Source organism: Mesorhizobium sp. USDA 3734 (genome assembly GCF_056279665.1).
The window spans coordinates 4,069,334-4,089,291 of the sequence record NZ_JBWCCW010000001.1 but is presented as its reverse complement, the minus strand read 5'-3'; the positions used below and the strand labels follow the sequence as shown (position 1 = coordinate 4,089,291).

Genomic DNA, 19,958 nt, shown 5'->3' with positions numbered 1-19,958 from the left:
ATGGATTACACATCTCTCGCGACGCTCTGGGCCACGATAGCCCTCATCATTTTCCTGGGCGTTGCCGTCTATATCAAGGTGCCTGGCATGATCGCCAAGGCGCTCGACGCCCGTGCCGCCAGGATCAGCAATGAGCTGGATGAAGCGCGCCGGCTGCGTGAGGAGGCCCAGCAACTGCTCGGCCAGTACCAGCGCAAGCGCAAGGAAGCCGAGCAGGAGGCCGCCGACATCGTCGCTGCCGCCAAGCGCGAAGCCGACATGCTTGCGGCGGACGCGCACAAGAAAACCGAGGACTACGTCGTCCGGCGCACCGCGCTTGCCGAACAGAAGATCGGCCAGGCCGAGCGTGATGCCATCAGCGAAGTCCGTGCCAGCGCCGTCGATATCGCCGTCGAAGCAGCACGCACGCTGCTCGCCGGCAAGATCGACGCCAAGGCCGGCGCCGACCTGTTCAAGGCTTCGCTCGCGGATGTGAAGTCGAAGCTGAACTGAGCCTCCTGCACTGAAGAAGAAACGAAGCCGCCCGGGAAACCTGGCGGCTTTTTGCTGCGCGGATAATCTCCCCCCTCGAGGGGGAGATGTCGCCGAAGGCGACAGAGGGGGTCGGCTCGACTGGGCGCGACGCCATCTTGTAGCGAAGAAAAGGTCGGCGCTTCACGCGCGGCGACCCTCTCTGGCCTGCCGGCCATCTCCCCCTCGAGGGGGGAGACTGCTGTCGCAGCCGCTCAGCTCAATCCAATCCGACGAGGCTCTCTTCTTCCGCCACCTCAACGCCGCCCAATCTGAACGGCGCAAACGACACGCGGTGCAGCCGCGCGACCGGGCCGTGCGCTTCGATCGCCGTGCGATGGCGGACCGTGGCGTAGCCCATATGGACTTCGAAGCCGTAGCGGTTGTGATGGTTGCCGCAGCCGCACATCATGCGGTCGCGCATCACCTTGGCGACGATCGAGGCGGCGGCGATCGACTGCGAACGCTGGTCGCCCTTGATCAGCGCGCGCCCTTCACAAGGCAGCCCCGGCGGCACGTCGCGTCCATCAGCGAGGGCAAGCTTCGGTTGAACCGACAGCCCAACCAGGGCACGGCGCATCGCCTCCAGGCTGGCCTTGAGGATGTTGCTGCCGTCGATACCCTCGGCGCTGATGGAGGCCATGGAAACCGCCTGCGCGGAGCCGAGAATGCGCAGGAACAGCGCTTCCCTTTGCAAATGGCTGAGCCGCTTGGAATCGTCGAGCCCGTCCGGAATGTTGGCGGGGTCGAGCACCACCGCCGCGGCGACCACCGGGCCGGCCAAGGGGCCGCGGCCGGCCTCGTCCATCCCGGCGACTGGCCACAGGCCGTCCGCCATCGCCTTCGTCTCGAAGGAGAAGTCGGGTTTCTCGATGATCTCAAAGAGAAGCGGAGAATCGGAACGCGCGCGAGCCATGTTGCGGCGAGGTTCGCATCGGCTCCGATTCTCCGCAAGTCCCTCCGGGTCGGGTGGGGCGCCGGACCGGGAGGGCACCGTCTGCAGGCCGGGGCAGGCCGGACGGGATTCTTGGGCTCTGCGACAGATCAAACCGCCGCGGTGATTTGCAGTCTCAAAGCAGCGTCAGCTGCAACTGATCCTTGGCGGCGGCAACGAACTGGTCGGTCCGCAGCGTGCGCCGTTCGGCATTGAGGCCGAGCCGCTTGGCGGTGATCTCGAAGCGCCGGCCGATCTGCCAGGCATAGGGACCGGCGCCCTTCATGCGCTTGCCCCATTCCGAATCGTAGTCCTTGCCGTCGCGCATCGAGCGGATCAGCGACATCACATGGCGGTAGCGATCAGGATAATGACGCAGCAGCCAGTCCTTGAAGATCGGGCTGACTTCCAGCGGCAGGCGCAGCACGACATAGCCTGCCTCACGGGCGCCGGCGGCACGTGCCGAATCGAGGATGCGTTCCATCTCCTGGTCGGTCAGGCCGGGGATGATCGGCGCCACCATGACCGAAGCCGGAATGCCGGCATCCGAAAGCTGCCGGATCGCCTCCAGCCGCTTGGTCGGCGTCGACGCGCGGGGCTCCATGGTGCGTGCCAGCATGCGATCGAGCGTCGTCACCGACAGCGCCACCTTGGCGAGCCCGCGCTCCGCCATCCGCGACAGGATATCGATGTCGCGCGTCACCAGAGCGGATTTTGTCACGATGCCGACCGGATGGCCGCGCGCTTCCAGCACTTCGAGGATCTCCCGCATGATCCGGTATTGCTTCTCGATCGGCTGGTAGGGGTCGGTGTTGGTGCCGATGGCGATGGTGCGCGGCTGGTATCCGTCCTTCGACAACTCCTTGTCGAGCAATCGCGCCGCGTCCGGCTTGGCGAACAGCTTCGATTCGAAATCGAGACCCGGCGACAGGCCCATGAACGAGTGCGTCGGCCGGGCAAAGCAATAGACGCAGCCATGTTCGCAGCCGCGATAGGGGTTGATCGAACGGTCGAAGGAGATGTCGGGCGATTCGTTGCGGGTGATGATGGTGCGCGGCTTCTCGACCTGCACTTCGGTCTTGAAGGGCGGCAGTTCTTCCAGTGAATTCCAGCCATCGTCGAACACATGCCGGCTGACCGGCTCGAACCGGCCGGACGGATTGATGCCCGCCGACCTGCCGCGGTTGCGGTCCGGTCGGACGCGCACGCCACTCTGCTCGATCATCGCATTGGCCATCTCGGCTCTTCCTGCTCCGAAAGCTGCAATGTCGGCGCGCACGATCTGTTCCATCTTCGCCCGCTCCCAGGGACTGTCCATGTTGTGTCGAATCGCTCTGTTCATGAAATTATTCCTATTTTGTCGATGAGAACAAAGCAAGAACTTTTTATGGTGCGCTGCAATAACTGGCGCTGTGCCGCGCTTTCCGCTATTCGGCTAATGATGCTCAGTGTTCTCATCGAAACCCGCAATGACGAGGAAGGCCTTACCCGTACGCTCGCCTCGCTGATTGGCGGCGCGGTCGAGGGCGTCGTGCGTGAAGTCATCGTCTGTGACACGGGCTCCACCGACCAGACACATCGTGTGGCCGAACATGCCGGCTGTCAGTATGTGACTGGTGGCGTCACTGCCGGCATCCGCCAGGCCAAGGGGGACTGGCTGCTGCTGCTGGAGCCGGGCGCGCGGCTGGTGGAGGGGTGGATCGACGCGGTCGTCGACCACACAGCCAGGCAAACCATGGCGGCACGGTTTTCGCGGGCGCGCGGCAGCCGCACGCCGTTCCTGGCGCGCGTCTTTTCGGGAAACCGCGCCTTGGCCGACGGATTGCTGATCAGCAAGCGTCAGGCCGCGGCCTCGGCCAAGAGTGCCGGCAGCGCCGAGGCTATCGCCCGCGGCCTCGCGACGAAGCGGCTCGACGCCGAGATCTGGGTAGCGCCGGTCAAGCAGAAGCATCGCTCCCCGAAATGATTTTTTGCACCTGCTCTGTCCATTGTGCATTGCACAAAATCCGACGCGGGGTTAGCTTCCCGTCCAGGCGGTGAATTGGGTTTGGGTCATGCCGAGTGGCGAGCACCGATGCGGCATCGGTGGTGCTCCCGTAGCCGAGGACCCAATGAACCTTTCAACATCAGACAAATCCGGCACGGCCAGTCTCGAGGCCATTGCGCGCAACGGCAGCCTGTTGCGACGCATCGCGGTGCGCATTCCGACCTATCTCAAGGATCTGCGCGAAAACCCTGCCTGGCTGCCGATGTTCGTGCTGGCGCGCACAATGCCTGGACGCCGCATGCATTGGCTGGGCGCAAAACGCGCTCAGACGGTCGGCAATGCGGTGGATACGATGTTTGCCGGCGTCGAACGGGAAGCCGTGGTCGAAGCGCTGCGCTCCGACGGACTGTTTTCAGGCCTGGTCCTGCCGCCTGATATCCATGAGGAGATTGCTGACTTCGCCGGACGCACGCCTTGCTTCGGTAATTTCGACCGCCGCCTCGAATTCATGCCGGGTGAACATGCCGAGGCCGAGAAGCACTTTGGCCGCTCGCTGCTCAGCGGGCATTTTTTCGAGCGCATCCTCGACTGCCAGGCGGCACTCGCCATCCAGCGCGATCCGCTGCTTCTGGATGTTGCCGCGCACTATCTCGGCGGCCAGGCAAAACTGATCACGACACGGGTCTGGTGGAGTTTTCCGACGGGTGCCGCTTCGGATGCCGACAAGAACCTTGCCTCGCTCGGCAAGTATCATTTCGACCTCGACGACTGGCGCATGCTGAAATTCTTCTTCTATCTCCGGCCGGTCGATGCCGACACAGGCCCGCATGTCTATGTCCGGGGCAGCCACAAGCGCCGCAGCCTCAAGCATCAGCTCACCCTGCTGGTCGGCCATCCCGCGCAAGAGGTTCTGGATGTCTATGGCGAGCAGAGCCCTGTGACGCTGACGGGCGAGGCCGGGCTTGGCTTCGTCGAGGACCCCTTCGGCTTCCACATGGGCACCGTGCCGGCACGCACGCCGCGGCTGATGATGGAAGTCGGCTTCGGCGTATCGCCGCCGTCGCGCCGGCGATTCCATGGCGAGCCGGTCATTCGCTGAGCCTGTTTATCCAGCCTTGGTGCCGCGCCGCAAATGCTCGTCCAGGCGCGGCATGATCTCGACGAAGTTGCACGGCATGTGCCGGTAGTCGAGTTGCGCCTTCAGGATGCCGTCCCACGCGTCCTTGCAGGCGCCGGGTGAGCCCGGCAGCACGAAGACGAAGGTGGCGTTGACGACGCCGCCGGTCGCCCGGCTCTGGATCGTCGAGGTGCCGATCTTATCGTAGGAGATGCGGTGGAACACTTCCGAAAAGCCGTCCATGCGCTTTTCGAAGATCGGCTCCAGCGCGTCCGGTGTCACGTCACGGCCGGTGAAGCCAGTACCGCCGGTGGTGATGACGACATCGATATCCTTGTCCCGTGACCACGCCAGAACCGTGTCGCGGATTTTCTCGCGATCGTCGGTGACGATATCGCGGGCGGCCAGGATGTGGCCGGCCTCGGTGATGCGGTCGGCCAGCGTCTGGCCGGATTTGTCGTCGGCGAGGCTGCGTGTGTCCGAAACGGTCAGCACCGCTATGCGCACGGGAACGAAGGAACGGCTCTCGTCAATTCTGGCCATCAGCGCCCTCCGATGCGATGCTGCGCGTCGCGGCGACGAACCAGTCGGGCTGGCGGCCGCGGATCTCGGCGGCCGCGCGCTTGGCGACATTGCCGGTCTCGAACAGGCCGAAGCAGGTCGCGCCGGACCCGGACATTCGTGAAAAACCCGATCCAGCCTTGTTCAGCCAGGAAAGCGCCCTGCCGATGGCGGGCTGCATGGCCAGCGCTGCAGGCTCGAGATCGTTGCGGGTGATCTCCAGCCAGTTGCGCAGGCTGTGAAAATCGATGCTGCGCGGCAGCGGCGGCAAGGCCTCATTGTCGCGCCGGGAAAGTGCTGCGAAGACATCCGCCGTTGAGACTGGGGTACCGGGATTGACCAGCACCAATCCAAGCGCCGAAAAGTCCGGCACCATCGACAGCTCGTCCCCAATGCCGCGCGCGACCAGCGGCTTTGCCGCCAGGCACATCGGCACATCGGCGCCAAGCGAGAGGCCGATCCGCGCCAGCTCTGTGCCTTCGATGTCCAGGGTCCAAATCTGCGCCAGCCCGCGCAGCACGGCTGCCGCGTCGCTCGACCCGCCGCCGACGCCGGAGGCGACCGGCAGGTTCTTTTCGAGCCGGATGGCGACCGGCGGTGTTCTCTCGTGCCCGACCGCCTGTCGCAGGGCATCGCGTGCTTTGAGCACCAGATTGCTTGCATCGAGAGGAACGGCCGGGGCGTAACGGCCGGACACGGTAAACTCATCGCTGTCGGCGAGCGCGATTTCGACCCTGTCGCCAAACCGCGTGAACACCGCCAGGCTCTCGATCAGGTGGTAGCCGTCAGGGCGCCTGCCGGTGACATGCAGCGCAAGATTGATCTTGGCGTGCGCGTGCCAGCTACGCGACCCGATGTCGGTGTCCACTATGGTCTGCGGGATGATGCTCAGTCCTTAGCCAGCCGGTATTCGCCGGTCTTGGGATCCTTGACCAGCGTTCCGATCGCGCCGTTGGCCGCCTGCTTTTCGGTGCGCCGCACCTTGGCGGTCACGCGCTCGGCTTCGCGGATGAAGGTGCGGTAGCCGAAATAGGCGGCGACGCCAACGACGGTGAAGAAAATGATCTGCGGCATACCAAAACTCCTCCCACGCTGGGCCGGCGAAAGCGGCCGGTCGGGTCGGTTGATGCATGTCGCCCAAAAGTGGGTCCGGTTTTTGGGAAAACGACATGCACGAAACTTCAAGCTCTCATGCTAGACGGTTTCGCCGATTTTTCAAAGTCCGAAGCGTGCCCACAACGCGCGCTCTTCCGCCGCATCGATCACGCCGCTGGCGGCAGCGGCTGCGATATCGGGCATTGAGAAGCCCTTGCTTGAACCGAACAGGCCGAAGCGGCTGAGGAAACCGCGCGGCGCCGTGATCAGCCTGAGCTGGGTTTTCGCCCCGAAACGGGTCTTGAGCACCGTGCGCATGTCGCCGAGCGCATCGACCAGGCCGAGTTCGAGACCCTTGATGCCGGTCCAGAACAGGCCGGTGAACAGGTCCGGATCGTCTTTCAGTTTCGTGCCGCGCCGCTCCTTGACGAGGTCGATGAAGGTTCCGTGCACCTCGAGCTGCAGCGCCTTCAGGCGTTCGACGTCTTCCTTCTTCTCGGGCTTGAACGGATCGAGCACCGCCTTGTTCTGGCCGGCGGTGTGGACACGGCGCTCGACACCGATCTTCTTCATCAGTTCCGGGAAGCCGAACGAGGCCGAGACCACGCCGATCGAACCGACGATGGAGGACGGATCGGCGAAAATCTCGTCACCGGCGACCGCGATCATGTAGCCGCCCGATGCCGCGACGTCCTCGACGAAGACCAGCACTTTTTTGTTCTTTTCCGTTGCCAGGTCACGGATGCGCTTGAAGATCAGCCGTGACTGCACCGGCGAGCCGCCGGGCGAATTGATCGAGATGGCGACCGCCGGCGCGTCGTAGGAGAACGCCTTCTCGATGAGGCCGGCGGTGGAGGCCAGCGACAGGCTCGGTCGGAACTGGCCACCGCCGGCCATGATGGTGCCGTGCAGCCGGATGACCGGAATGGTGACGACGGTGGAGCGCCAGGATTTCGGCAGCAGGCGGTTGATAAGTCGTTTCACGAGGGCGCGGTCTCCGGTCGATGGGTTGCAGGCATGTAGGGATTTCCCGGCCAACGGCAATGTGGCCGGGCAGAATAGCTCAATCTCCGAACAGCGAGGCGAGGCCGTTGGTGATCATTTCGCTGCGCTCGTCGGGGCCGTTGCCGGACCGCGTGTGCAGCATCAAAGGAGGGCGGATGGCAAGCTTGCCTCGCGCCCCGAGCGCTGCCCTGACGACAATGCGGATCGCCGCCGCGTCTGGGCGAGGGTGGACGGCAAGCATCTCGGCATCGCCGAAGCGCCCTGCGATCGCATCGAGAATGGCGCCGAGCTGTTCGGGGCGAGCGATCACGGCAAGCCCGCCGCGCGGCCTGACCACTGCTGCTGCACTGCGGATCCAGCTCTCGAACAGCCCGTCTTCCATGACATGGGCTTCCTTTCTAAGCCGATCGGGGGTGGCTCGATCCCGAGCGGCGTTGAAAGGCGGGTTCATGATGACGAAGTCGAAGTCGTTATCGGCGAGGCCGGCGGCCGCCCGCGCCCGACCCGATACGGTGACGTCAGCGACGAGCACGGATGCACGATCGCTGAGATGTGCATTGCCGGGATGGGCAAGGGTGGCCGCTGCGAAGGCCACCATTTCCGGCGCGCGTTCGACAAGCACCGCCTCCGCCGCCGGGCAGCGCGACAGCACCGCCAGTCCGGCGGCCCCGGCGCCGGCACCGAAATCGGCGAGACGTCCTGCAAAGAACGAAGGCACGGATGCCGCCAGCATCATCGCATCCATGCCGGCGCGATGGCCTCCATGCTTGGGCTGCACGAGCCAGAACCGGCCGCGATGGAAAGCATCGACCGTATGGGCCGGCGTGTCCGGGACGAGGGTGGCCGGCGCGGCGGACATTATTTTCCGCGAATCTCGTTGGCGATGCCGGCATCCGTCAGGATGCGCCGTGCCGCGTCGGCCTGGTCGGCGTCGACCATGACGCGCCGCGGCAGGATGCCGAGCGAGCCGTCGAGCACGCTCATGTTCTGGTCGGCGACGAAGCAGCCGATGCCGGCATCGCGCATCAGCGATTCGACAAAGGAGATGATGACGGCGTCGTTGGTGCGAATGAGCTCTATCATCGGGCGAAACTCTCAGTTTGCAGCGCTGATGTAAACGGGCAGGCGGATTTCCGTGGCAAAACAGAACTCCCTTCGGCGTCGGTTGACATTCCGTCATCGCCGCCGCGCCAATTCGCCACTTGCCGTGGCCGTGTCCGCCGCCCTAGAGTCCATGCAGGGACCAAGGGTGCCGTCGCACGCGTTATACCAAGACGGGAGTGATTGTTGTGGGTGTCGTTCTCAACATCGAAAACGGGAAGCGGGAGCCCGCCTCCATCAAGGATCTGATCGATCTGACGGCGGCCGACATGGGGCGAGTCAATGAATTGATCCTGTCCAAGGCCGGCTCCGACGTCGAGATGATCCCCGAGATTGCCAATCATCTGATCTCGTCCGGTGGCAAACGGCTGCGGCCGATGCTGACGCTCGCCGCCGCCCAGATGTTCGGCTATGCTGGCGAGGGCCACGTCAAGCTGGCCACTTCCGTCGAATTCATGCACACGGCGACGCTGCTGCACGACGACGTCGTCGACGAGAGCGGCATGCGCCGTGGCAAGAAGACCGCCCGCATGATCTGGGGTAACCAGGCAAGCGTGCTGGTTGGCGACTTCCTGCTCGGCCAGGCCTTCCGCATGATGGTCGATGTCGGCTCGCTCGAAGCGCTCGACATCCTGTCGAGTGCGGCCTCGATCATTGCCGAGGGCGAGGTGATGCAGCTTGCAGCCGCCAAGAATCTCGAAACCACCGAAGACGAGCATTTCGCGGTGATCAAGGCCAAGACCGCAGCGCTGTTTTCGGCTGCTGCCGAGGTCGGCCCCGTCATCGCCCAGGCGACGCGCAATGATCGCGCCGCGCTGCGCTCCTACGGCATGAATCTCGGCCTTGCCTTCCAGCTGATCGACGATGCGCTGGACTATGGCGGCACCAGCAAGGATCTGGGCAAGAATGTCGGTGACGATTTCCGCGAGGGCAAGGTGACCTTGCCGGTCATCCTCGCCTATCGGCGTGGCACCAAGGCCGAGCGCACTTTCTGGAAGCGTGCCATCGAGGACAATGTCACCGATGACGCCGGCCTGGAAAAGGCGACCGGCCTGATGACCCGCCACGGCGCCATTGCAGACACGATCGGGCGCGCCCGCCATTTCGGCGAGATCGCCCGCGACGCGCTGGCGCCGCTGGAAGCGACGCCGCAGAAATCGGCGCTGATCGACGTCATCGATTTCTGCATCAGCCGGGTGAACTGAAGGCTGGCTTTCGCGACACGCCCTCTGGCCTGTGCTGGGGAGGAAGTTTGCGAATTCGGTCCCGCCGTCTCGACAAGCCGCCCGCCGCAAATTATCTATAAAACATGGCAAAGGGCACAGACGACACCATCGCGGTGCGCATCAGCAAGGTGCTGGCGGACCGCATCATCTCCGGCGCGATCGAGCCGGGGGCCAGGCTTCGGCAGGATCATATCGCCGAGGAATTCCACACCAGTCATGTTCCCGTGCGCGAGGCCTTTCGCCGCCTCGAGGCGCAAGGGCTGGCCATCGGTGAGCCGCGCCGTGGCGTGCGTGTTGCGTCCTTCGATTTGGGCGAGGTCAAGGAGGTCGCCGAAATGCGCGCCGCACTCGAAGTGCTGGCGCTACGCCATGCCGCGCCGCACCTGACGTCTGCCATTCTCGATCTCGCCGAGGAAGCGACCAAGGCCGGCGACAAGTCCCGCGATGTCAGGTCGTGGGAAGAAGCCAATCGCGCCTTCCACCGCTTGATCCTGGCGCCATGCGGCATGCCGCGCCTGCTCGCCACCATCGACGATCTGCATGCGGCAAGTGCTCGTTTCCTGTTCGCGGCATGGCGCTCGGAGTGGGAGACCCGCACCGATCAGGATCACCGCGCAATACTCGCCGCCTTGCGGCAGGGAAACACCGAGTCGGCGGCAATGACATTGGGTCGGCATGTCCAATGGATTGGCCGCAAGCCGGTCAGGACGGCCTCCGGGACGACGCGCGAAGCCTTTGCCATCGTGGGCTAAGGCGCCCCTTTGCACAGCCAGGGCTTGCTATCTCACCGGATTTGTGGATTCGATAATAGATCGAAATCGGAAATTATCTATAATTTGCAATCGATCGAAGGAATCCCAATGACAGACGTCGCATTCTCGTCCAGCAAGCCGTCGTTCAGCCCGCTCCGGCTTCAGGATCGTTCTCTTGCCTGGCAGGTTGGCGCCGTCGTGCTCGGCACGCTGTTCCTGGCGCTGTCGTCCTATATCGAAGTGCCGATGGTGCCGGTTCCGGTGACCATGCAGACCTTCGCCGTGACATTGATCGGCGCGCTCTATGGCTGGCGGCTCGGCGCCATCACCATCGCCGCCTGGCTGGTCGAAGGCGCGGTCGGCTTTCCAGTTCTGGCCGGCGGGGCAGCCGGCCTAGTGCATTTCGTCGGGCCAACGGGTGGTTATCTCTTCGCTTTCCCGGTTGTCGGCGCGCTTGTCGGATGGTTGGCCGAACGCGGCTGGAACGGCAACAGGGTCGTGCTCGCCTTCATTGCCATGCTGCTCGGCAATCTTGCCTGTCTGGTGCTCGGCACCGTGTGGCTCGCGGCCATGATCGGCGCTGAGAAGGCCATCACCTTCGGCTTCCTGCCGTTCATCGTCGGCGGACTGCTCAAGTCGGCGCTCGGTGCCGCGACGCTTATGGCTCTTCCCGGCGGCAAGGCGAAACCGGCCAATCCGTGACGATCAGGCCGTGACGATCAGGCTGCGCGCGCATCACTTCCTTTGCCTGCTCACCTATGTGGGCAAGGGATACAGTCCCGCCTTCACCGCCAATTACGATCGCGTCGCGGAGCGCTTGAGCCGGGGCGAGGACGTCCTCCTCGTTTCCGGCCCCGACGATGTCTGCGCTCCCTTGCTCGACGAGCCGGAACCGCATTGTCTCAACGAGAGCGTCGTCGAGCGGGACCGGCTCGCTGCACAGGACGTGGAGGATTTGCTGGCGCGGCCAATCCACGTCGGCGCCCGTCTTGATCTCGATGCGGCGATGCTGGCCCGGATGCGGCAGGCGTTTTCGGCTGGCCTTGTACGCAGGGCATGCGGCGGCTGTGAATGGAATGAGCTGTGCAGCACGATTGCGGCCGGCGGATATAGCGACACGCTGGTGCAGCGGTCTGCCTCGCCAGATGAGCGTTGATGTTAGCGCCGAGCCTCAGCGGTCGAATCTGTGATATAGTCGGCGCTGCGCAGGGCCATGGCCGAAATTCAAGATCGGAAAAATGGTGCCTGTCGCCATGGTTTGTTAATCGGGTGCCCGGATTGTGAATTCGAGGCGGATTGAAGCGTGACCCCAAAAAGGCCATGCTTTGCCTGGAAAGATCGAGTCTACGCCGATCCCGCTGACGCGGAGATGGCGCCTGGCTGAAAGGGATACGATGCAGCAAGGACGTGCGCGCTGGCTGACAAGGCTGGCAATTGTGACAGGCATGGCGATCTCGGCTTTGCCGGCCTATGCCAAGCAAACCACCGAACCGGTCAAGATCACGTCATTCTCGGGCGCCTATCTGGCAGCCCGGATCGCCGAAGGCGACAACGACCTCGACAGCGCCATCGCCTACTACAAGCAGGCATTGGCCTTCGACCCGAGCGACACCAGCCTGCAGCAGAGCCTGATGCTGTCGCTGATCGCGCAAGGCCGCTTCGACGAATCCCTCGTCTATGCCGACAAGCTCAAGGAAGTTCCAGATGTCGAGCGCTTCTCGCGCCTGGCACTCGCCGTCGATTCCTTCCACAAGAAGGATTTCACCAAGGCGCAGTACTGGCTCAAGCTGTCGCTGGAATCCGATCTCGACCGGCTGATCTCCGGGGTGATGTCCGGCTGGGCCCAACAGGGCGCCGGCGAAGCCTCCGACGCGATGACCTCCATCGACAAGCTGCAGGGGCCGGATTGGTTCGGCCTGTTCAAGTCGTTCCATCGCGCACTGATCGCCGATGCGTCCGGTATGCCCGAGAAGGCCGAAGCGATCTACGCCGCGACCATGCAGGACACCGCCGCTGGCGGCGCCGCTCCCGAAACCTGGATGCGCAATGCCCAGGCCTACGCGTCGTTCCTGGCCCGCAAGGGCGACAAGGCCAAGGCGCTGTCCGTGCTCGACCAGGCCGAGGCGTTTTCGCCGGGCAAGCTGGAAATTGTCGCCTTGCGCGGCATGATCGCCAAGGGCGACAAGATTGCGCCCTTCGCTGCCAGCCCGTCGGATGGCGCCTCCGAGATTTTGCTCGACCTTGCCACCGCGCTCAACCGTGGCGGCGGCGAGCCGTTTGTCCGCCTCTATCTGCAATATGCGCTTGCCCTGAAGCCTGACAGCGACGCCGCCCTCGTGCAGCTCGCTGCCGTGTCCGAGCAATTGAAGGACGGCGAGGGCGCCATTGCGCTCTATCGGCGGATCCCCGCCACTTCGCCGCTGAAGGAACTTTCGGACCTGCAGCTCGGCCTCAACCTTGCCGATCTCGACCGTCACGAGGAGGCGATCACCCACCTGAAGGCCTTCGTCGACGCCCATCCCGACGACATGCGCGCCTATCTGGCGCTGGGCGGCGTCTATTCCTCGAAGGATGATTTCCGCTCGGCCGCCAATCTCTACGACAAGGCTGTCGATGTGCTGAAGACGCCGACCGCGGCCAACTGGAACATCTTCTACCAGCGCGGCATCGCCTATGAGCGCTTGAAGGAATGGCCCAAGGCCGAGCCGAATTTCCGCAAGGCGCTGGAACTGTTCCCCGACCAGCCGCAGGTGCTGAACTATCTCGGCTATTCCTGGGTCGACATGAACACCAACCTCAAGGAAGGCCTGGCGATGATCCAGAAGGCCGTCGACCTCAGGCCGAGCGACGGTTACATCGTTGATTCGCTGGGTTGGGCCTATTTCCGCCTCGGCAGGTTCGATGACGCCGTGCGCGAAATGGAACGCGCCGTGTCGCTGAAGCCGGAAGATCCGGTTCTGAACGATCACCTCGGCGATGCCTACTGGCGCGTCGGCCGCAAGCTGGAAGCCACTTTCCAGTGGAACCAGGCCCGTGACCTGAAGCCAGATCCCGATGTGCTGGCCACCTTGCAGCAGAAGCTGATGAAGGGCCTGCCGCCGATCGAATCCAACACGGCGCAGGAAACCCCGAAGGTCAAGCCAGAGCCGGTGCCCGCCCCGAAGGGGTGAAGTGAGCTATTGGAATACGAACGGGGCTCTTTTCAGAGCCCCGTTTTCGTTTCCGGCCCAGAATCTCGGCAGATTCTAGAACAGCTTCCGATAGACGACGAACCCGGAGCGTTCGCCGACCTTGTCATAGAGCTTCATCGCCGTGTGATTGGTTTCATGCGTCAGCCAGTACACCCGACCTGAGCCGGCGGCCTGGGCCCGCTCATAGACGCCCTCGATCAGCGCCCTGCCGATGCCTTTTCCTCGCGAGGCCTGTGTGGTGAAAAGGTCTTGCAGGTAGCAATTCGGTGCGATCGCCGTGGTGCTTCGATGAAAGAGATAGTGCACGAGGCCGAGAAGCTGTCCCTCGCTTTCGGCCACCAGCGCGTGGACCGGCTCATAGGCGTCGAAGAAACGGGACCATGTCATCTGGGTGATATCGCTTGCCAGGGCCGTTTCGCCCGACCGGCCGTAAAACGCGTTGTAGCCGTCCCAAAGCGGCAGCCACTGCTCGAAATCCTGGCGCGCAATGGGGCGGATGATGATCGGATTGGGCATGGTTGACCTGTTGTCATTGACACGAAACAAGCATCGAACAGACTGCAGGCTCCCGTGGTCGGCAATGGGCCAGCCCTCGCAATGCTTTCAACATCGTCCCGCACGCTCCCGGCGATCCGCACTGGTGCGCCTTGCTTGACGCTTCGACGCCGGGTCTCTAGGACGTGCCGGCAAGCTAGCCTGTGCTGTCGAGGCCACCGTGACGATTGAAATCCCCGCCCATATGCATCCCAGCCGCTCGTTCCAGGGGCTGATCCTGACCTTGCACAACTATTGGGCGGCCTATGGCTGCGTCATCTTGCAGCCCTACGACATGGAGGTCGGCGCCGGCACCTTTCACCCGGCAACGACGCTGCGCGCGCTCGGGCCAAAACGCTGGAACGCCGCCTATGTCCAGCCTTCGCGTCGTCCCAAGGATGGCCGCTATGGCGAGAACCCGAACCGGCTGCAGCACTATTACCAGTATCAGGTGATCCTGAAGCCGAACCCGCCCAACCTGCAGGAGCTCTATCTCGGCTCGCTGGCGGCGATCGGAGTAGATCCGCTGCTGCATGACATCCGCTTTGTCGAGGACGATTGGGAAAGCCCGACGCTGGGCGCCTGGGGCCTCGGCTGGGAATGCTGGTGCGACGGCATGGAGGTGTCGCAGTTCACCTATTTCCAGCAGGTCTGCGGCATCGAATGTGCACCAGTGGCTGGCGAGCTCACCTACGGGCTGGAGCGGCTGGCCATGTATGTGCAGGGCGTCGACAATGTCTACGACCTCAACTTCAACGGCCGCGAAGGCGCCGACAAGGTCACCTATGGCGATGTCTTCCTGCAGGCCGAGCAGGAATATTCGCGTCACAATTTCGAATACGCCAACACGGCGATGCTGCTGCGCCACTTCGAGGACGCCGAGGCCGAGTGCAAGGCGCTGCTCGATGCCGGCGCGCCGGCGTCGAACGACAATCTGCCGATGCATCGCATGGTTTTCCCGGCCTATGATCAGTGCATCAAGGCCAGCCATGTCTTCAACCTGCTCGACGCACGCGGCGTGATTTCGGTCACCGAACGGCAGAGCTACATCCTGCGGGTGCGCAATCTGGCGAAAGCCTGCGGCGAAGCATTTTTGAAGACGCAGGCGGGCGGGCTGGCGGCCTGAGTTTCAGGCCCGTTTCATCATCTCGAAGGAAGCGTGGATCGGCAGCATGTTCTGGGTGCCGGTGCCGTCGATCGTGCGCAATGCCTGCCGCACACCCGGCATCGAGAAGGCGCCGTGGGCCTGCGCGGTGAAGCAGGCGCTGAGTGCGAGGATCTGCAGAAGTCTGGATGCCGTTTTCATGGTCGTTGAGCCAAATGTTCCCTGCCTGAGCGTGGGTCGCTTCAGCGCTGCGTTCGGTTCATGGAAATCTTTGATCCAAGGACGTGTGGGGCCGTCTCGCCCCGACAGGGTGGCCAAAATTTCTGGAAACGGGCGCAAATCGGCGATCGCAACGCGGAAAGGGTGACAGCGGCCAGCCGAGTTGCTATGCCCCGCCCGGACCATTTTGCCGCGCGAGCCCCATCCATGCCTGACCTGCTTCTAGAACTCCGCTCGGAAGAGATTCCCGCCCAGCCGCGCGACCGCAGCGCCGGAGGCGCGAGGACGCGCAAACAGGAAAATGGCATGTGGGCGGAGACACTCTGATGCCGGATTTGTTGCTCGAACTTCGCTCCGAGGAAATCCCAGCCCGCATGCAGCGCAAGGCGGCGGGCGATCTCAGGAAGATGCTGACCGACGGTCTGGTCGAGGCGGGACTGACCTATGAGGCGGCGCGCGAGTACTGGACGCCACGCCGGCTGACCCTCGATATCAGAGGCCTGACCGCGCGCTCGAAGGATATTCGCGAAGAGATCAAAGGACCTTCGACATCAGCGCCTGAACAGGCGGTCCAGGGTTTCCTGCGCAAGGCCGGGCTTGCTTCGATCGCCGAGGCGCATGTCCATTCCGACCCGAAGAAGGGCGACTTCTATGTCGCCCATATTTCGAAGCCGGGCAGGGCGGCGGAAGAGATCATCGCCGAACTGGTGCCGGGCATCATCCGCAACTTCCCGTGGCCGAAATCGATGCGCTGGGGGCCGGCCTCGGCCAAGCCAGGCTCGCTGCGCTGGGTGCGCCCGCTGCAATCGATCCTGTGCACCTTCGGCCCGGAGACCGAGGAGCCGGTGGTGGTCGATTTCGAGATCGACGGCATCCGCTCCGGCAACATCACCTATGGCCACCGCTTCCATGCGCCTGATGCCATTACGGTGCGCCGCTTCGATGACTATGTTTCCAAGCTGGAAGCGGCGAAGGTCGTGCTCGATGCTGACCGCCGCAAGGAGATCATCCTTGCCGACGCCCGCAATCTCGCCTTCGCCAACGGGCTCGACCTGGTCGAGGACGACGGGCTGCTGGAAGAGGTGTCCGGGCTGGTCGAATGGCCGGTCGTGCTGATGGGCGAGTTTGAAGAGGCCTTCCTGGCCATTCCGGCCGAGGTGATCCGGCTGACCATCCGCGCCAACCAGAAGTGCTTTGTCACGCGGCCGCAGGGTGTCGACGATGCGCTTTCCAATCGCTTCATCCTCACCGCCAACATCGAGGCCAAGGACGGTGGCAAGGAGATCGCCCACGGCAACGGCAAGGTGGTGCGCGCCCGCCTGTCCGACGCGCTTTATTTCTGGACGACCGACCAGGGCGATTTGCCTGATCTCGACCAGCTCGAGGCATCGGCGGAAAAGTTCGGACTTGATCTGAAGAAGCCGCTCGACCAGCGCATGGCCCGCCTCGACCATCTCGCCGTCACCTTTCACGCCAAGCTGGGCACGCAGGGCGAGCGAGTGGAGCGGATTGCTCAGCTTGCCGAGGAACTGGCGCCGATCGTCGGCGCCGATCCCACACTGGCGCGCCGTGCGGCTGTCTTAGCCAAGGCCGATCTCACCACTGAAGTCGTCGGCGAGTTCCCCGAGCTGCAAGGCGCAATAGGGCGCAAATATGCGTTGCTGCAGGGCGAGCATGCTTCGGTCGCGGCAGCCATTGAGGAACACTACAAGCCACAAGGCCCATCCGACCGCGTACCGAGCGATCCGGTTTCAATCACTGTGGCGCTCGCCGACAAGCTCGACACGCTGGCCGGCTTCTGGGCCATCGACGAAAAGCCGACTGGATCGAAGGACCCCTATGCCCTGCGTAGAGCGGCGCTGGGTGTGGTGAGGATCATACTGGAAAACAGGATCAGGCTTTCCCTGGGTGTGGCCATTGCAGCGACGGTGGCCTCGGCGCTCGCCGCCTATGATCGCTTCGGCGAGGGGGCTGAGAGCCGTGGTGTGGTTACGATGCTCGATTCCCGCATTCGCGAGTACAAGGGGGCAAGCCAGCTGTTGTCGGAAGCGGGCTTGATCTCCAGATTGTTGAAAGGCGGACTGGCCAACGCAAATTCGGAGACCTTTGGTTCGGCCGATCAGGAACGAGAGTTTTTCGACGGCCAGCGTATGATGGAATTGCAGGCATCGCTGTCGCCATTCATCGCCGACCTTATCGCCTTCTTCCACGACCGCCTGAAGGTCTATCTCCGCGAGCAGGGTGCACGCCACGATCTGATCGACGCCGTCATCACGCCGCAGTCCGACGACCTGCTGCAGATCGTGCGCAGGGTCGAGGCGCTGGGCTCCTTCCTCGACACAGAGGATGGAAAAAACCTACTCGCCGGCACCAAGCGTGCGGCCAACATCCTGGCCGCCGAGGAGAAGAAGAAAACCGCGGTCGCCGAAACCGTTGAGCCGGCGCTGTTTCGTGAGGATAGCGAGAAATCGTTGTTTGCAGCGGTGAATCAGGCTGAGAAGCAAGCCGGCGAAGCGATTCAAAACGATGACTTTTCCGGCGCTCTGTTGGCGCTTAGCGTTTTGCGTGAACCGGTTGATTCATTCTTTGAGCATGTCCTCGTAAATGACGAGGACCTGTCCGTGCGCGCCAACCGCCTGGCGCTGCTCGCCCGCATCCGCGCGGCGACCGGTCAGGTCGCGGATTTCTCCAGGATCGCCGGCTGAGAAGCATGATCCCGAACCGAAGGTCCGCGTTAGCGAAAAGTGGGCACCGGTTTTCTCGGACAAACGGTTTCCGTTTGTCCAGAGATCATGCTCAAATAAAACTGGCCGCAGGCCTGAAAAAATATCTGTAAGCCGGCCGTTCGAGCCGGCTTACAGTCATATGACGATGATCTCTCCGTGGCAAAAGGGACATGTTCCCCAACCCCACGGAGGCTTCCATGAATTCCGATCACGACATCGAAGTGACAGAAGAAACCCCTGCTCCCGCCGAGGCGCTTGAATCCGCTTCCGAAACCATCCTCGATCATGCTGCCGCCGCTGCGGTCGAAGCCGCTGACCTGTCGGATGACGACGAAGACGGCGATGATGAAGAAGGCGAAGAGTCCGACGGCGCCGAAGCTGCCACGCTCTCGGATGACGACGAAGATGAAGAAGACGAAGATGAGGACGACGACGCCGAGGACAGCGTGAAGGCTGAAGGCGACAACGAAAAGTCCGAAGAAGAAGCTGAAGACGGCGAGTCCGAAGAAGACGACGACAAGGAAGAAGCGGCCTGATTTTTTCAGCTGCCGATTCTATCGATGGCAGGGCGGCGCTGACGCGCCGCCCTTTTCTTTCAGTCGTCCCGGGCGATGGCCCGGTCAGTTCTCAAGGATGCTGACGCGCACGCTGTTTTCGTAGACGTCGACCTGGATCAGCGGTTCGCCGTTGACGATGGCGCGCTTGGTCGAGGAACTCATCGCGCCGCCGCGCTCCAGCATGCGTTGCAGGTCGGCGCGCTGGTCGTTGGTCCTGAACCAGCCATCGCCCTCGTCGTCGCTGTCGCGGCGATGGAATTTGTGCCAGTTGGCGCGGTCCTGCCGCACCATCTGGGCGGCATTGTCCAGCGCATAGCCGTCACTCGCCTGATGATCGCGATCGGAAATGCGCGCGACATAGGATCCCAGCATGTCGTCGGCATGAGCCGCGCCGACGCCAAGCAGTGACGCCAGCAGAAGGCCTGCCGCGGTTACGAATCCAGATGTTCTCATGATCACCCCCCTTTACCCCTACCGATGAAATCCCGTCTGCCAGGGCCGCTTGCCGAATTCAGGCGATGGCGTCCCGCAGCGGACATAAGCCGAAACAGCGTTTGCCTGGCAATGGTGCGCCGGGCGCCAGACCGCCGTCAAGTCACGCCAAGAACGTCAGGCTGTCTTTGAGCCGGGGCTAGTTGGTATAGCCGTTGGGAGGCATGCGCTGACCTGCCGCCTGCGCCGGGGCGCTTGGCGGGGCTGGTTGGTTCTCGGCGTTCCCCGAGGGGGCTGCGGAGGCTGTGGCCGTTGCCGGCGCAGTGCCTGCCGCCGGCGCGGTGCCTGTGGCTGGCGCGGTGCCTGCCGCTGATGCAGCGGTTGGCGCCGGTGCTGGGAAGTCGGGACCGGTAACGCCGCCACGAATGACCATCGGACCTGGCTGGAAGCCATGCCTGGCCTCGGGCTTGTCCGGGATCGCCGCCACCTTTTCATAGGTGACGTCGGGCCATGCCTGGCCTCGGGCTTGTCCGGGATCGCCGCCACCTTTTCATAGGTGACGTCGGGCTCTGCTGCGCCAAGTGCCAGCACCGACGGCGCATCCTTGGTGTTGGCAGCTTCGGCGGTTCTGGGCTGGTTGGGGGCACCGACCCTGACGATCGACGGTGTCGAGGACGGCGCACCGGGAAAAACCAGCGACGAGGCCTGAGCCCCACCGGTCACCACGGCCAGAACGATCCCCATCAGTATACGCACAGACACTGATATAGCTCCCTTTTGCCCAGAAGCTGCTCAATAGCAGGCCGCGATTGATGCGGGCTTTCGCGGAAACGTAGCATTTTAGGAATTGATAAATCGCCAATGCCCCGTTTGGCCAACAGTTGCCTTGCCCAACACCGACTTGCT

22 protein-coding genes are annotated in these 19,958 nt (G+C 63.4%); 11 read left to right on the top strand and 11 right to left on the bottom strand.

Annotated features, from left to right (window positions below; translation table 11 throughout):
- On the top strand, positions 1-492 hold the full coding sequence (locus ACZ89F_RS20065; protein WP_126068361.1) for a F0F1 ATP synthase subunit B: 492 nt from the start codon (positions 1-3) through the stop codon (positions 490-492).
- Between the two features lie 238 nt (positions 493-730).
- Here the strand turns inward: ACZ89F_RS20065 and ACZ89F_RS20060 are convergent, their stop codons facing one another.
- The gene (locus tag ACZ89F_RS20060) at positions 731-1,426 is read right to left on the bottom strand and encodes a ribonuclease HII (RefSeq protein ID WP_476093743.1); all 696 of its coding nucleotides are present in this window, start codon (positions 1,424-1,426) and stop codon (positions 731-733) included.
- A gap of 154 nt (positions 1,427-1,580) precedes the next feature.
- Positions 1,581-2,735 (bottom strand): PA0069 family radical SAM protein, encoded by a 1,155-nt coding sequence (locus ACZ89F_RS20055; RefSeq protein WP_136621603.1) that lies wholly within the window; start codon positions 2,733-2,735, stop codon positions 1,581-1,583.
- Between the two features lie 150 nt (positions 2,736-2,885).
- Between ACZ89F_RS20055 and ACZ89F_RS20050 the strand changes: the two genes are divergently transcribed.
- Complete coding sequence (locus ACZ89F_RS20050) at positions 2,886-3,410, top strand: glycosyltransferase (protein ID WP_476097318.1); 525 nt, start codon at positions 2,886-2,888, stop codon at positions 3,408-3,410.
- 145 nt (positions 3,411-3,555) lie between these two features.
- Complete coding sequence (locus ACZ89F_RS20045; RefSeq protein ID WP_476093742.1) at positions 3,556-4,530, top strand: hypothetical protein; 975 nt, start codon at positions 3,556-3,558, stop codon at positions 4,528-4,530.
- A gap of 6 nt (positions 4,531-4,536) precedes the next feature.
- Here ACZ89F_RS20045 and moaB read toward each other — a convergent pair whose 3' ends face one another.
- The 6 genes from moaB to ACZ89F_RS20015 form a co-directional block, all read right to left on the bottom strand.
- Positions 4,537-5,091, bottom strand: coding sequence for a molybdenum cofactor biosynthesis protein B (gene moaB / locus ACZ89F_RS20040; protein ID WP_476093741.1), 555 nt, complete (start codon positions 5,089-5,091; stop codon positions 4,537-4,539).
- The gene (locus tag ACZ89F_RS20035) at positions 5,078-5,977 is read right to left on the bottom strand and encodes a 4-(cytidine 5'-diphospho)-2-C-methyl-D-erythritol kinase (RefSeq protein ID WP_476093740.1); all 900 of its coding nucleotides are present in this window, start codon (positions 5,975-5,977) and stop codon (positions 5,078-5,080) included. Before ACZ89F_RS20035 ends, moaB begins: the two co-directional genes overlap by 14 nt.
- A gap of 20 nt (positions 5,978-5,997) precedes the next feature.
- Complete coding sequence (locus tag ACZ89F_RS20030; protein ID WP_056581167.1) at positions 5,998-6,183, bottom strand: hypothetical protein; 186 nt, start codon at positions 6,181-6,183, stop codon at positions 5,998-6,000.
- 141 nt (positions 6,184-6,324) lie between these two features.
- A complete protein-coding gene (locus ACZ89F_RS20025; RefSeq protein ID WP_476093739.1) occupies positions 6,325-7,188 on the bottom strand; it encodes a S49 family peptidase in 864 nt (287 codons plus the stop codon).
- A gap of 79 nt (positions 7,189-7,267) precedes the next feature.
- Positions 7,268-8,068 carry a tRNA1(Val) (adenine(37)-N6)-methyltransferase gene (locus tag ACZ89F_RS20020; RefSeq protein ID WP_476093738.1) on the bottom strand — a complete coding sequence of 267 codons (801 nt, stop codon included), beginning with the start codon at positions 8,066-8,068 and terminating at the stop codon, positions 7,268-7,270.
- A complete protein-coding gene (locus tag ACZ89F_RS20015; RefSeq protein WP_015318845.1) occupies positions 8,068-8,292 on the bottom strand; it encodes a putative signal transducing protein in 225 nt (74 codons plus the stop codon). The genes ACZ89F_RS20020 and ACZ89F_RS20015 overlap by 1 nt, the downstream gene beginning before the upstream one ends.
- A 206-nt stretch (positions 8,293-8,498) precedes the next feature.
- Between ACZ89F_RS20015 and ACZ89F_RS20010 the strand changes: the two genes are divergently transcribed.
- From ACZ89F_RS20010 to ACZ89F_RS19990, 5 genes are all read left to right on the top strand, one after another.
- Positions 8,499-9,515, top strand: coding sequence for a polyprenyl synthetase family protein (locus ACZ89F_RS20010; RefSeq protein ID WP_476093737.1), 1,017 nt, complete (start codon positions 8,499-8,501; stop codon positions 9,513-9,515).
- A 104-nt stretch (positions 9,516-9,619) separates the two neighbouring features.
- Positions 9,620-10,288 carry a GntR family transcriptional regulator gene (locus tag ACZ89F_RS20005; protein ID WP_476093736.1) on the top strand — a complete coding sequence of 223 codons (669 nt, stop codon included), beginning with the start codon at positions 9,620-9,622 and terminating at the stop codon, positions 10,286-10,288.
- Positions 10,289-10,396: 108 nt separating this feature from the next.
- Positions 10,397-10,990 (top strand): biotin transporter BioY, encoded by a 594-nt coding sequence (locus ACZ89F_RS20000; RefSeq protein WP_476093735.1) that lies wholly within the window; start codon positions 10,397-10,399, stop codon positions 10,988-10,990.
- A gap of 10 nt (positions 10,991-11,000) precedes the next feature.
- Positions 11,001-11,444 (top strand): DUF1284 domain-containing protein, encoded by a 444-nt coding sequence (locus ACZ89F_RS19995; RefSeq protein WP_476093734.1) that lies wholly within the window; start codon positions 11,001-11,003, stop codon positions 11,442-11,444.
- A gap of 238 nt (positions 11,445-11,682) precedes the next feature.
- Entirely contained in the window at positions 11,683-13,458 is a 1,776-nt protein-coding gene (locus ACZ89F_RS19990; RefSeq protein ID WP_476093733.1) for a tetratricopeptide repeat protein, read from the top strand.
- Between the two features lie 75 nt (positions 13,459-13,533).
- Here the strand turns inward: ACZ89F_RS19990 and ACZ89F_RS19985 are convergent, their stop codons facing one another.
- The gene (locus ACZ89F_RS19985; protein WP_476093732.1) at positions 13,534-13,995 is read right to left on the bottom strand and encodes an N-acetyltransferase family protein; all 462 of its coding nucleotides are present in this window, start codon (positions 13,993-13,995) and stop codon (positions 13,534-13,536) included.
- Between the two features lie 223 nt (positions 13,996-14,218).
- On the opposite strand from ACZ89F_RS19985, the gene ACZ89F_RS19980 reads away from it, so the two are divergent.
- Complete coding sequence (locus tag ACZ89F_RS19980; protein ID WP_056581147.1) at positions 14,219-15,139, top strand: glycine--tRNA ligase subunit alpha; 921 nt, start codon at positions 14,219-14,221, stop codon at positions 15,137-15,139.
- 3 nt (positions 15,140-15,142) lie between these two features.
- Here the strand turns inward: ACZ89F_RS19980 and ACZ89F_RS19975 are convergent, their stop codons facing one another.
- Positions 15,143-15,319, bottom strand: coding sequence for a hypothetical protein (locus tag ACZ89F_RS19975; protein WP_476093731.1), 177 nt, complete (start codon positions 15,317-15,319; stop codon positions 15,143-15,145).
- A gap of 344 nt (positions 15,320-15,663) precedes the next feature.
- Between ACZ89F_RS19975 and glyS the strand changes: the two genes are divergently transcribed.
- Together glyS and ACZ89F_RS19965 are read left to right on the top strand one after the other, a co-directional pair.
- Positions 15,664-18,042 carry a glycine--tRNA ligase subunit beta gene (gene glyS / locus ACZ89F_RS19970; protein ID WP_476093730.1) on the top strand — a complete coding sequence of 793 codons (2,379 nt, stop codon included), beginning with the start codon at positions 15,664-15,666 and terminating at the stop codon, positions 18,040-18,042.
- Positions 18,043-18,260: 218 nt separating this feature from the next.
- Complete coding sequence (locus ACZ89F_RS19965; protein ID WP_476093729.1) at positions 18,261-18,599, top strand: ATPase; 339 nt, start codon at positions 18,261-18,263, stop codon at positions 18,597-18,599.
- 84 nt (positions 18,600-18,683) lie between these two features.
- Here the strand turns inward: ACZ89F_RS19965 and ACZ89F_RS19960 are convergent, their stop codons facing one another.
- On the bottom strand, positions 18,684-19,073 hold the full coding sequence (locus ACZ89F_RS19960; protein ID WP_476093728.1) for a hypothetical protein: 390 nt from the start codon (positions 19,071-19,073) through the stop codon (positions 18,684-18,686).
- Between the last annotated feature and the right edge of the window lie 885 nt (positions 19,074-19,958).